Annotated in this window: 13 protein-coding genes; 6 read left to right on the top strand and 7 right to left on the bottom strand. The window is 32.4% G+C overall.

Translation table 11 applies throughout. The features are described 5' to 3' along the window. The first annotated feature begins 43 nt into the window (after positions 1-43). Positions 44-1,636 carry a DUF4139 domain-containing protein gene (locus tag BLS98_RS21860; RefSeq protein ID WP_089739446.1) on the top strand — a complete coding sequence of 531 codons (1,593 nt, stop codon included), beginning with the start codon at positions 44-46 and terminating at the stop codon, positions 1,634-1,636. A gap of 42 nt (positions 1,637-1,678) precedes the next feature. After that, a complete protein-coding gene (murI, locus tag BLS98_RS21855) occupies positions 1,679-2,509 on the top strand; it encodes a glutamate racemase (RefSeq protein ID WP_089739444.1) in 831 nt (276 codons plus the stop codon). Between the two features lie 292 nt (positions 2,510-2,801). Here murI and BLS98_RS21850 read toward each other — a convergent pair whose 3' ends face one another. Next, positions 2,802-3,401 carry an NAD(P)H-dependent oxidoreductase gene (locus tag BLS98_RS21850; protein WP_089739442.1) on the bottom strand — a complete coding sequence of 200 codons (600 nt, stop codon included), beginning with the start codon at positions 3,399-3,401 and terminating at the stop codon, positions 2,802-2,804. Between the two features lie 84 nt (positions 3,402-3,485). Between BLS98_RS21850 and BLS98_RS21845 the strand changes: the two genes are divergently transcribed. Beyond that, positions 3,486-3,833 (top strand): winged helix-turn-helix transcriptional regulator, encoded by a 348-nt coding sequence (locus tag BLS98_RS21845; protein WP_089739440.1) that lies wholly within the window; start codon positions 3,486-3,488, stop codon positions 3,831-3,833. Here the strand turns inward: BLS98_RS21845 and BLS98_RS21840 are convergent. Next, positions 3,830-4,402, bottom strand: a complete 573-nt coding sequence (locus BLS98_RS21840) for an RsmD family RNA methyltransferase (RefSeq protein WP_089739439.1) — start codon at positions 4,400-4,402, stop codon at positions 3,830-3,832. The genes BLS98_RS21845 and BLS98_RS21840 overlap by 4 nt on opposite strands. A 116-nt stretch (positions 4,403-4,518) precedes the next feature. Between BLS98_RS21840 and BLS98_RS21835 the strand changes: the two genes are divergently transcribed. After that, positions 4,519-5,757 (top strand): outer membrane beta-barrel protein, encoded by a 1,239-nt coding sequence (locus BLS98_RS21835; protein WP_167356269.1) that lies wholly within the window; start codon positions 4,519-4,521, stop codon positions 5,755-5,757. 40 nt (positions 5,758-5,797) lie between these two features. On the opposite strand, the gene BLS98_RS21830 is transcribed toward BLS98_RS21835, so the two are convergent. The 5 genes from BLS98_RS21830 to BLS98_RS21810 form a co-directional block, all read right to left on the bottom strand. Continuing rightward, a complete protein-coding gene (locus tag BLS98_RS21830) occupies positions 5,798-6,514 on the bottom strand; it encodes a DUF3822 family protein (protein WP_089739436.1) in 717 nt (238 codons plus the stop codon). A gap of 18 nt (positions 6,515-6,532) precedes the next feature. Next, complete coding sequence (locus BLS98_RS21825) at positions 6,533-7,027, bottom strand: Smr/MutS family protein (protein WP_089739434.1); 495 nt, start codon at positions 7,025-7,027, stop codon at positions 6,533-6,535. 96 nt (positions 7,028-7,123) lie between these two features. Next, the gene (locus BLS98_RS21820; protein WP_089739431.1) at positions 7,124-7,621 is read right to left on the bottom strand and encodes a metallophosphoesterase family protein; all 498 of its coding nucleotides are present in this window, start codon (positions 7,619-7,621) and stop codon (positions 7,124-7,126) included. After that, entirely contained in the window at positions 7,621-8,070 is a 450-nt protein-coding gene (locus BLS98_RS21815) for a hypothetical protein (RefSeq protein WP_089739429.1), read from the bottom strand. The genes BLS98_RS21820 and BLS98_RS21815 overlap by 1 nt, the downstream gene beginning before the upstream one ends. A gap of 88 nt (positions 8,071-8,158) precedes the next feature. Continuing rightward, a complete protein-coding gene (locus BLS98_RS21810) occupies positions 8,159-8,623 on the bottom strand; it encodes a hypothetical protein (RefSeq protein ID WP_089739427.1) in 465 nt (154 codons plus the stop codon). A 393-nt stretch (positions 8,624-9,016) separates the two neighbouring features. Here BLS98_RS21810 and BLS98_RS21805 point away from each other — a divergent pair, with 393 nt between their 5' ends. Next, positions 9,017-10,621, top strand: coding sequence for a GNAT family N-acetyltransferase (locus BLS98_RS21805; RefSeq protein ID WP_089739425.1), 1,605 nt, complete (start codon positions 9,017-9,019; stop codon positions 10,619-10,621). Positions 10,622-10,650: 29 nt separating this feature from the next. Then, a complete protein-coding gene (locus tag BLS98_RS21800; RefSeq protein WP_089739423.1) occupies positions 10,651-11,940 on the top strand; it encodes a lysine N(6)-hydroxylase/L-ornithine N(5)-oxygenase family protein in 1,290 nt (429 codons plus the stop codon). Positions 11,941-11,943 lie beyond the last annotated feature (3 nt).

Below are 11,943 nucleotides of genomic sequence, written 5' to 3'. Positions count from 1 at the left end.
TTTATAGTGTATATTTGGAGTAGATAACTTCAAAAACTAAACTATGAAAAAAAACTTATTGTTCTTATTTCTATTTTTCACTGGGCTGTATTTTGCACAAAAGCCAATATTTGTAAAAGCTAAGGTTGTTGCTGTTAATGTCTACAGAACTTCTGCTGAGCTCCAGAATACTGTAAGTGTTTTACTTCCGGCCGGAACTTCTGAAGTTGTAGTAACAAATATTTCAGATGAAATTGTGGATAAATCCATACAGATTAATACTAACAATAAGAATATTTCAATTCTTTCTGCACAGTATAGGGATGATTACAATACTACATACTTTGAAAATAATAATCCTAATGGTAAGAGAATTAAGGATAGTATAGTTATCCTAGAAAACCTTAGTGCTAAAATTGATATTGAACGGAAAACCAATGAAAAGACCCTTGAATTATTAGATAAAAATCAAGCTCTTCTAGTTGGAAGCAATACCTCAAGCGTAGTTCAACTTATGCAACTTGCTGATTATTATAAAACTAAAAGAAATGAAATCAGTATAGCCCAGCTTGATATCAATAAAAAATATACAGAGACTACATTAAAGCTTGAAAGACTAAAAAATCGTCTGAAGGCCAATACTGAAGCTGAGGAAACTTTTTCAGATGGAGTACTTGTTTTAAAAGTCGCTACTGCTACTGCTGGGAATGCTAAAATGGATATAGGATATTTAGCAGAAAGTGTTTCTTGGGAACCATTTTATGAAGTAAAAGGATCCAAACTTACAGAGCCTTTAGATCTTACTTTTAAAGCAAAAGTAAATCAAAATACAGGACTTGACTGGAAAGGTGTGAAGTTATCTCTTATTAATGCAAGGTCTTCCAGAAACAATAATGCACCGGTAATGGACCCATGGTTTCTAAATTCTTATAGAAATGAAGAAAGGGTTAATCGTAGTTATTCTAAAAAGGATTCAATTATGAAAGAGACACGAATAGAAGAAGTAGTTATGGTGGGTTCTGTAGGGTTTAAGATTAGTGAAAACCAGTTGAACACTAGTTTTGATGTAGATATTCCGTATGATATTCTTTCCAATAATGAAGACCATTTTATCAATTTAAAGCAAATAAAAATACCGGCAGAGTATAAATACTATACTGTACCAAAGTATAATAAGACGGCCTATCTTGTAGCAGAGATCAAAGATTTTAATAAATACGAGCTGATTACCGGTTCTGCTAGCGTGATTTTTGAAAATATGTATGTTGGTGAAACCAGAATAAACCCTAACCTCACTGATGATAAAATGAGTATAACTCTTGGAGATGATAAAAAAATAAGTATCAGGAAAGAAGTAGCTAATGATAAAGCAAGTGAAAAATTCTTCTCTTCTTATCAGGAAAAAACATTTACCTATGATCTTGTTATTCGTAATAATAAAAAGGAAACCATCAATATTGATGTTAAAGACCAGATCCCTTTAAGTAAAGATGAATCTGTGAAAATTGAACTTCTTCAGAGTGATAATGCTGAATTTGATAAAGAGAAAGGTTTTTTGACCTGGAATGTTAAAATTTCTCCATCAGAAACAAGAAAATTAAGAGTGAGTTATAAAGTAAAATTTCCGAAAGATTTTTCAATCACTAATCTTAATTAAGTAACGGATTATTCACTATTTTTGTATAAAATTTCAGTTCATTTGAAAACTAAGAAACAAGATTATTCGCATCTTTCATCCAACCAGCCTATCGGTATTTTTGATAGTGGAGTAGGAGGTCTTACTGTAGCTAAAGAAATCAAAAGGCTTTTGCCTAATGAAGATCTCATCTATTTTGGAGATACCAAGCACCTTCCTTATGGTGAAAAGTCAAAAGAAGCGATTATAGAATATTCTACAAAGATCACCAATTTTCTGTTGGAGCAGAATTGTAAAGCTATTGTAATTGCCTGTAATACGGCTACGGCAAATGCTTTAAATGAAGTAATGCAATTGGTGGCCGGAAAAGTCCCTGTTATAGATGTTATTAATCCTGTGGCGGAGAAAGTAGCTTATGAGATTCATAATAATGTGGGAGTCATTGCGACTAAAGCTACTGTTAATTCGGGATTGTATAAAAAGAGTATCAGGAAACAGAATAAATGGATAAAAGTTGATGAATTAGCTACTCCTTTATTGGTTCCGGCGATTGAAGAAGGTTTCAAAAACCATCCGATTACCCATGCTATTATTTATAATTATCTGAGCAATAACAAGCTGAAAAATATTGAAACATTAATTTTAGGCTGTACTCACTATCCATTGCTAATTGATGAAATTAAGCAATATTATGGAAATAGAGTGCGTGTTATCGATTCTCCCAATATTGTAGCGAATCATCTGAAGATTATTCTTGATAAGTACAACCTTCTGAATGAAAATAATGCTAAACCGAATTATCATTTTTACCTTTCAGATATCACTAAGAACTTTGAAAAGATCTCTAAGAAGTTTTTCGGTAAAACGATAGATTTAGAACTTAAAGTATTATAGAAAAAAAGTCTGCCTCATAAAGAAGCAGACTTTTTTCTTTCTCACCCTCGTCATTGCGAGCGTAGCGAAGCAATCTCAATATTATATTAGAAAACGCTAAGACACAAATAGTCTAAAAGGTGACGTTTTTAAGGCGCAATGATTTTATCTTTGATAAAATTTTATACTTGTAAAATATTTCTCGCAGATGAATCGGATTACGCAGATTCTTATCTTCTCAATCTGCGAGAGAATTAATACATATCTTATTCGTGTTTCTTGTGATAAAGAATTGTATAATTTGTGCTCAAAATTACGCTTCCAGAATTACTTTTTCTGCTTTCAATCGTGATTTTGGATTAAATTTAGGCTGGTTGGCATCCGTATCTAACTTTTCTCCAATTGCAACGGCAAAGAGCGTTTCGTATTTATCATTTTTTAGAATTTCATCATAGAGTTCAGGCTCTATTCCTTCCATAGGAGTAGAATCTATTCCCATATCTGCACATGCAGAAAGAAGTACTCCTAACGATAAATAAACCTGATGTCCTAACCAGGATTTTACGAAGGCTTCTCCTTTAGGCTTTACTCTGGTTCTGTAATAATTTACAGCACCTTCAGGGAGATTTTCCTCAATCTGTCTTTCAAAATCTTCAGGGTTTTTAATTACCTGGAAAATAATCAGGTGGCTGCAGTCTATTACTTTTTCTTTATTGATGAAAGAAACTTCTGCCAATTGTGATTTCAGTTCACCACGATTGATAAAGATAAAATTCCATGGTTGACTGTTGATGGATGATGGACTTAGATTTAAGATTTCTTTCAGCTGAGAAATTTGTTCTTCACTGATATTGCCTTGAGGGTTATACTTTTTTACAGTATACCTTGTTTTCATTTTGTCTAAAAAGTTCATAATTTTATACTATCATTTTTATAGCTACAAAATTAATTTAAGTTTATTAACTTTGCAATAACGGTTAAAAATGATAGTATAAAAATGTATACAATAGATAGTAAATCTTACCCTTGTTGTACAAGTGTAACGATGAGATTTATAGGCGGAAAATGGAAAGCTGTAATTTTACATCACCTTATAGGCGGAGCGAAACGATATAATGAGTTACGGAAAGTAATTCCTACGATTACAGAGAGAACGTTAAGCCTTCAACTCAAGCAGCTGGAAGAAGATAACATCATTGATAGAAAAGTATATACAGAAAAACCACCGTTGATGGTAGAATATACTTTAACAGATTTCGGAAAGACATTACTGCCTGTTCTGGAAGCCATTACCCAGTGGGGAATTGCTGCTCCTGATAATTCAAAAAAAATAACCAAGAACTAAAGTTCCTGATTATCTTCTTTATTCGGGTCAAAAAAACTGAAACTCACGTTTCCGTATTTTCTGGTATCTACTAAATTAGGGTGTTCCAGCTTCATACGGCTTTGATGTTCTACGATAAGAACTCCGTTTTCTTTCAGGAACTTATTGTTCAGAACTAAAGAGATTAATTCGTAATATTTTTTTTCTTCCATCTCAAAAGGAGCATCTGAAAAAACAATTTCGAAAGACTTTTTGTTTCTGAATTTTTTCAGCCAGTCGAATACATCTCCTCTCTGTACGTTGATCTGAAGTGCCATATCAAGTTCAGAAGCTGTAGTATTGATGAATGCAGTATGCTTTGGATTCATTTCTACAGAAGTTACATCCTGACATCCTCTGGAAGCAAATTCAAAAGTGATAGAACCAATTCCTGCGAAAAGATCCAGTACAGAAATCGACTGCATATCGTATTTGTTTTCCAAAATACTGAATAAGGCTTCTTTCGCAAAATCTGTAGTTGGTCTTACGTCAAAGTTTTTGGGAGCGGCAATTTTTTTGGCTTTCCACTTTCCGGAAATGATTCTAAACATACTGAATTTATTATTAACTGCGAAATTACTAAATGTTGACAAATAAAAAGAATCAGGGTCTAATTATTTTTTATTTCAATGAATTATCTATTTTTGTGCTCGAAAAAATAATAATCATGAATAAACAATTATTGACACTATTTTTAGGTGTCGTTGTATCCTTAAAAGTATCTGCCCAAGATAAATATGAAAAAGGATATATCATTAATGATGCCGGAGAAAAGATTGAAGGTTCGATAAAAAATCCAGATTGGAAAAATACTCCTTCCCAAATCGAGTTTAGAGGAGATGCAAGTTCATCTGCTAAATCATATAGTATTGTCAATATAAAAGAGTTTGAAATAGAAGGGAAAGCAAAATATGTAAAAGCAGAAGTAGATGTGGATATGTCTAGTGACGATATGAGTTCTTTAAGTGATATGGAAACTCCTGCTTTTACTAAGAAAGTTGTTTTTTTGAAAACCATTGTTGAAGGGAAGCATACATTGTATAGATATAATAATGAAAATGTAAGTCGTTTTTTCTACATGTCGGATGGTAAAATAGTACCTTTGGTCTATAAAAGGTATTTGATTTCAGATTCTAAAATTGCTAAAAATAATACTTATATCAACCAATTGCAAAGCTTTTCAGATTGTGAAAGTATTACATCATCTCAGATTTCAAATGTTGAATACAATGAAAGTGGCTTAAAAAAACTTTTTATAAAACTTAATACCTGTGGAAATGAGAGTGCAGGCTATAAAAGTTTTGATCAAAAAACAAATAGAAAATTCTTTCATTTATCTGTAAGGCCAGGAATTAATTTTTCATCTCTGGATATTAATAATAAAGCTGCTAATAATGTTTTTGATTCTGACTATGGAAGAAAAACTACTTTTAGAATTGGAATAGAGGGAGAGTTTGTTTTGCCACTAAACAATGATAGATGGACCATTATTGCAGAACCTACCTATCAATATTTCAAATCTGATAAAAAAGAAGTATTTACAACTACAATCTTAGGTGAAAAGGTTTCAAATACAGCTTCTGTAAAGTATTCATCCATTGAAATTCCTGTAGGGGTAAGATATTATGCTGTATTGAATAACACATCAAAATTGTTTTTTAATGCATCCGCTATATTTGATATTCCAATGGGGGATTCAAAAGTAACTTATAATATTCATCGGTTTGTTACTGAGGAGTATAAAATAGACTCAGGGATTAATCTGGGTTTTGGAGTTGGCTATAAATACAATAACAAGTATAGTGCTGAATTCAATATTCGAACAAAAAGAGATTTACTTAAAGGAGGTCAAAATGATGCAACTTATCAAACGTTCTCCATTATCTTGGGATATACATTATTCTAAACAAATGCTAAAAAAAAGGTACTGTGAAAACAGTACCTTTTTAATTAAGTATAAAATTCTTATTAGGAATATTGTCAAAAACGATCTTCAGGTTTCGTACAAATTTCTGAAGTTCGGAAATAAACGTTTCATTTTCTGTAGTTTCACCATAAGCATAAAAACTGGTTTCATTAATTCCGAAGCCTATTTTGCTTAAAGTAAACATTACGAAATAAAGGAAATCAACTTCAGAGTTGACATCCAGATTATTGTAAAGGATAATCTTCTTATTATCAATGGCAAAAAATTCACACTGATTATGATAAAGATTGATATGAATCTCTTTATTAGTCTTATTGTGGATGGAACTTAAAAACTTTTCCCCTGAAAAATTAAAATGTACCGGTATGGCCAGCTCTTTTATTTTCTTGTAATAATTCTTTGGAAAAGTATAATAAAACTGAATGTTGAATTTTTTATTGATGGATAGCATCAATTCTTCTTTTTCTCTATCAGCAGGAGCATTGAATGAGATCAGGTCAAACCCTGCATCATGGTCAGAAAAACCTTCCGGCATTAATGTAAAATGATTCAGAGCGGAAATCACCTGGATTTCATCAAAACGCTGTTTGATAAGAACCTCATCCAGTTTTTCCTCAATAAGATTGGCTGGTGTTTCTTCAGTAACAAAATAAGACTTTTCTTCCAGAATGCTTTTGTTTTTCACAATCTGGTAGATTAATCCGTCTTTGGTAAAAAGTAAATTAAGTACGTTCATATTTCAATTCCTGCAAATTTAGTGAAATTCTACCATTACCGCACCCGATTGATGGTGAAGTATTTCCTTATTATAAAAATCAATACCAACCTGGCTTTCCAAAACATCCCGAACCATGCGCTGCAAGGTTCCATTTCCAATTCCGTGGACGATTTCAAGCCTCTTTAAATTATTCTTTCTGCAAAACTCTATCACTCCAATCAGTTTTTCCTTTTGAATGAATAATCTTTCAAAGCTATCATAATCACTAGGATTCTTTACCAAATTATGAAAATGCAGGTCTAAAACCAAATGATTTTTCTGATGTTTTTTAGAAATGACCTTTTTAGGCTCTGCTTTTTTTACCACACGGATATTTTCATAAAGATCAGCATCCTTTGGAACCAGTTTTTCTTTAGGATATTGATGGGTAAAGCCGTATTCATCTTTAAAAACCACAATATTTCCCTTCACGGAAGTTACCACTCCGCTTAAATCTTCATCCACTACAGAAACTGTATCTCCAATTTTCATAAATTCTACTTACTTTGAATGAGTGCCTTTTTATTTTTGATAAATGATATGGTTTAATTTTAGCCAACACTCTCAAACCCTACTACTCTCAAACTCTTAAACCCTAGGTCCCAGTTCAATCACTTCCAGATCCTTTATCTCTTCACCATCCACCACAAAACGCATCATCGTTCTCACTTTGTGCCAGCCTTGTTTTCCACAAGCACCCGGATTCAGGTGTAAAAGACTATTCTTTTCGTCGTACATTGCTTTTAATATGTGAGAGTGTCCTGAAATAAATAATTTTGGCGCTTTCTCAGCCATTTCCTTTTTGGTTAATGGAGTATATTTTCCTGGATATCCACCGATATGGATCATTAAAACTTCCAGTTTTTCACAGAAAAAACGATTGACTTCCGGAAATTCAGATTTTATTTTGGCGTTATCTATATTTCCGTAGACCCCTTTTAAAGGTTTTATTTTTTCCAGCTGTTCAATAACATCCATGCTTCCAAAATCTCCACAATGCCAGATTTCATCTGCCTGAGAGGCGTATTCCAGAATTCTGTCATCTATATAAGAATGGGAATCGGAGAGGAGAAGGATTTTTGTCATTATCTAAGAGTTCTTTGGGTAATATTTTCGTCGTATTTTTCTTTAAATATAGCTAAACGTTCAGAGTTTAAATCACCATCCTGATTGATAACTCTTTCTTTTAAAAGCCATCTTACCAGCTTTTCCATTCCTTTTCTGGAGTTCATAAAGTTGGAAACTTTCCCTAAGTCCTTAGACTCTACTTTTACCTTTTCAGTCAGGAAGTTAAGAATAAAGTAGTCGTCAGTTACATAGCTTGGAGTTTCATTATCCATATATTTATACATCAGAACTTCATCATCATTTTTCATTGAGAAAAATGAATACTGAGCGAGACTTATTTTTTCAGTTTTTAGAATTTGTTTTCCATCCAGAAGAACCTTATCGTCTTTAATGGTTATATCCTGTGAAAAATATAAATTACAGCTCATCATTAATATAAAGAAGGCGAATAATCTGTTTATTATCATTTTTAATGTTTTAAGATTGCAAATATAGAGAAGCTTTGATAAAATTATTTTGGTTGAATTTTATCATTACTGTAAAGCCCATTGTGAATTAATAAGAAATATTCTTGGTTCTTCGGATAGAATCAAGCTTCTTTTCAACGTCAGCACTGAATACTTTTCTTAATTTCAGTCCACTTTCGGTAAGCCTTGATATCACAAAGGTTCCATCCATGCTGTTATTTGAAGTAAATACAATGGCAATAGTAGTATCTGAAACCTTTTTCCAGTTTCCTACATATCGTTCCATTTTTGAAGCTTTTTCAGGAAAATCTTCCTTTGTATCATAACCATTGGCTGATTTACTTAAATTTCCAATGATTTTTCCGTTTTTACTAAATTTTAAACCTGGGCTTTTGGCATAAAAAATATTCTGCTTTTCGTAAGTGTAAATATAATTGTCCAGTTTAGTCAGTTTCCATGTCTGTAAAAGAAAAGGGTCTGAGGCTCTGTCCTGGCTTTTCATAAAACCAGTTGCGAAGAATAACAACAAAAGAAAGGGGATCAACTTTTTCATACTTTTAAAATGATTACACTTTACTACCGGCAAAATTAAGCTTTTCAATATAAGACTGAAAGTTTTCCGCTTAATATAAAATTTATCAACAGCTTATTAATTGCTATAAAGTCTCATATTGAGACATTTTCTGTTTTTCTGTTGTTTTGTTATTTAATTCCTAATAACATTTATTTTAATTCCTGAAAATTGTGTTTTGATATAAAAAAAGGGGATTGAAATATTGCTTGTATTCACTTTTTGGTGTATTAATTAGTTTGAGTTATTCATTTTAATTAATTAATAATCAGTATTTTAAATTGTTCATTTTCGGTATTTTAAATAATTATTTTGTTGAGAAGAAAATATGTATATATTTGTCTTAATTTTTATTTAATCTAAACAAAAATAATAATGAGTGTCGGTTTATACTTATTGGAAAGCAAAAACTGGTATTATTTTGACCTTATACCAAAGTTTGATGAAGAGTTGTCAACGTTCATGAACAGTTGTTCTGAAAGTAAATTCATCCGAATTAATATTACAGATAAAGAATCTTATTTAATTGTTCCTGTAAAGCATTTTTCTACTACCGGAGTTCATCATATAGGCGAAGAGGTAGGATATAGAGAAAAGAAAATGGGCGAAGTAGTAAAGATCAGTGCTGAAGAAGCTTATCGATTTATTACTTCCCTTGTTTATGGTGGAAATACAATCATAGAAAATCCCGAAGAGGCTTATATCAAATATTTTTCTGAAGAATTTGATGAGTCTTTTGACAAAGGGCATAAAATGACAGAAAGTATTGATTCTTTCATAGACTCTGTTAAGGGAAGCGCTATCTTTAATTTTTTCGGATACGAAAATGAAAATCTATTGGATTTTGTTTCGAAGAATATAGCGTTAGAATCCAATTACGATAAGAAAGCAGCTATTATCCAATGGTTTTCAGAATATACCCATTCATTGTTGAAAACAGCAGTAGGGAAGTATATAGAGGAAGGGATAATTTATAACAGTAATATCGAGCATACATTTATCAATACAGCTGGAGAAAAGGTAAATGTTAGTTTTGATGAATACATTACAAATGGGTCAGCAATCAGAAGAGAAAAAGTGGAAAGCTTTATAAGAACCCATGTGGTTTACTACAACCTTTATCCGGTTCTGAGACATTTAGCTTATTTAGGTTCTATTGAGGAAGAGATTCTTTATCAGATTGTAGATACTGAAATTGACTCTTTACAAGAAGTTTATGGTGATGCGATGAATTTTATTTATGAAACCCTGGAGGCAAGACTGTTCCTGAAACAGGCTCACAGTGTGAATGAAGATATTTGGAAAGAGTATATCAGACAACATAATTTCCTTATTAATCCTAAACATTATTCCAAAAAGCTGATAAAACCTGATTATGGGGAAATCCTGCATAAAAGATACTTTAATAACGGAACGTTAGAAATCACCCTGAGAGCTTTTAATCCTGAAACTGATATGGAGTTCCTTCATGAATGGTCTAATATGGATTACGCTAAACAGTACTGGGAAATGGATGTGGATAAACAGGAGTTTGAAGAAGCCTATATTAAACACATGGGAGTAGATTATTCTCATCCTTATATCGGTCTTCTGAATGGCAATCCTATTTTTACCCTGGAACTGTATTGGGCAGTAAAAGATGAAGTTGGTAAATATTACCGTTTCAATCCTGGAGATTACGGCTTTCACATGCTCATCGCTCCTGCAAAAGAAAAAATTCCAAACTTTTCAATGAACGCACTGGCTATGTGTATGGAATATTTCTTCTCTTTCCCACAATTAACAAGAATGATAGGCGAGGCCTCTGCATCTCACAAAGGAACTCATAATCTGATTACCAAGGTAGGGTGTGAATTCAACAGATCACTGGCTCTTCCTTATAAAACATCCAATCTGACATTCCTTGACCGTGAGAAGTTCTATGAAACAACAGAAGATATATTCAAAAACTCGGTCCTGAAAATAAACATTACTACATAATAATACTTGAATACTGAAAAAGATAATTTATGAAATATGATATCATTGGTATAGGAATAGGACCATTCAATCTAAGTCTTGCTGCTCTGCTTGAAGAGCATAATCTTAAAACCATATTTTTTGATAAAGCACCAAGATTTGAATGGCACAGCGGTTTAATGATAGACAGGACAACGCTTCAGGTTCCTTTCCTGGCAGATCTTGTAACGATTGTAAATCCTAAAAGTCCTTTTACGTATATCAATTATTTAAGAGAGCAAGGTAAAATTTTCCGTTTCTGTTTTAAGGAAAGCTTTTATGTCACCAGAATGGAATATAATCTTTACTGTAAATGGGTAGCTTCACAAATTGAAAGCCTGAATTTCAGTCATACCGTTACAGAAATAGATTATAATGAAATCCATGAATGTTACGAAGTGTCAGTCATTGATCTTATTAATTGTGAAAAGAAAGTATATCTCACTGATAAAATTGTTTTGGGAGTAGGTTCTATTCCTAATGTTCCTAAAATAACGGAGCGCTTCTCTAAGGAGCATATTTTCCACTCTTCGGAATATTTACATAGAAAACAATATATAAAGAAAGGCAGTACCATTACCGTATTGGGCTCCGGACAAAGTGGAGGTGAAGTATTCTTTGATCTTCTTTCGTCCAGACCGGATTTAGATTTAAAACTGAACTGGGTAACGGCTGCCGACAGATTCTTCCCAATGGAAAATTCAAAATTCACTTATGAATTTACTTCCATGGATTATATTTCCTACTTCAACAGGCTTCCTTTATCGAAAAGAAGAGAAGTCATCAATAAACAGGATATTCTATATAAAGGAATTAATGATGAATTGATAAGCACAATTTATGATGAGCTTTATCATCAGCAAATGAAAGAAGAGCAGCCACTTCCTGTAAAAATATTAACTAATAGCTTGCTGGAAGATATGGAGTATGATGAAAATTATACCCTAAAGATGAGGCATCTTGAAGAAGAAAAACCATTTTCAGTAAACACAGATTATCTTATTCTGGCAACGGGCTACAGATATGAAGTTCCGCATTTTTTACAACCTATTGAAGGTCGTTTGAACAAGAGTCAAAATGATGGGACATTACTATCTTCAGAAAACTATACGGTTGATGTGAATGATAATGAAATATTCATGCAAAACGGCTGTGTAGATTCACAAGGGATTATTACCTCAGATTTAGGAATGGGACCTTATAGAAATGCTACTATTATCAACAAAATATTAGGCCACGAACATTATCCATTGGAGAAAAATATTGCGTTCCAGCATTTTGGAGCATTAGAAACTATATAAACT

It is taken from the genome of Chryseobacterium jejuense (assembly GCF_900100075.1).
In the GTDB taxonomy this organism is placed as follows: domain Bacteria; phylum Bacteroidota; class Bacteroidia; order Flavobacteriales; family Weeksellaceae; genus Chryseobacterium; species Chryseobacterium jejuense.
The sequence above is the reverse complement of the archived record's forward strand: the minus strand, read 5'-3'. Positions and strand labels throughout refer to the sequence as shown.

What these genes read in the sequence shown, in the direction of transcription:
- BLS98_RS21850 (WP_089739442.1), bottom strand. Translation starts at nt 3,401, where the DNA reads ATGAACTTTTTAGACAAAATGAAAACAAGGTATACTGTAAAAAAGTAT.
- BLS98_RS21845 (WP_089739440.1), top strand. Translation starts at nt 3,486, where the DNA reads ATGTATACAATAGATAGTAAATCTTACCCTTGTTGTACAAGTGTAACG.
- BLS98_RS21805 (WP_089739425.1), top strand. Translation starts at nt 9,017, where the DNA reads ATGAGTGTCGGTTTATACTTATTGGAAAGCAAAAACTGGTATTATTTT.
- BLS98_RS21820 (WP_089739431.1), bottom strand. Translation starts at nt 7,621, where the DNA reads ATGACAAAAATCCTTCTCCTCTCCGATTCCCATTCTTATATAGATGAC.
- BLS98_RS21815 (WP_089739429.1), bottom strand. Translation starts at nt 8,070, where the DNA reads ATGATAATAAACAGATTATTCGCCTTCTTTATATTAATGATGAGCTGT.
- BLS98_RS21810 (WP_089739427.1), bottom strand. Translation starts at nt 8,623, where the DNA reads ATGAAAAAGTTGATCCCCTTTCTTTTGTTGTTATTCTTCGCAACTGGT.
- BLS98_RS21825 (WP_089739434.1), bottom strand. Translation starts at nt 7,027, where the DNA reads ATGAAAATTGGAGATACAGTTTCTGTAGTGGATGAAGATTTAAGCGGA.
- BLS98_RS21860 (WP_089739446.1), top strand. Translation starts at nt 44, where the DNA reads ATGAAAAAAAACTTATTGTTCTTATTTCTATTTTTCACTGGGCTGTAT.
- BLS98_RS21800 (WP_089739423.1), top strand. Translation starts at nt 10,651, where the DNA reads ATGAAATATGATATCATTGGTATAGGAATAGGACCATTCAATCTAAGT.
- BLS98_RS21835 (WP_167356269.1), top strand. Translation starts at nt 4,519, where the DNA reads ATGAATAAACAATTATTGACACTATTTTTAGGTGTCGTTGTATCCTTA.
- BLS98_RS21840 (WP_089739439.1), bottom strand. Translation starts at nt 4,402, where the DNA reads ATGTTTAGAATCATTTCCGGAAAGTGGAAAGCCAAAAAAATTGCCGCT.
- BLS98_RS21830 (WP_089739436.1), bottom strand. Translation starts at nt 6,514, where the DNA reads ATGAACGTACTTAATTTACTTTTTACCAAAGACGGATTAATCTACCAG.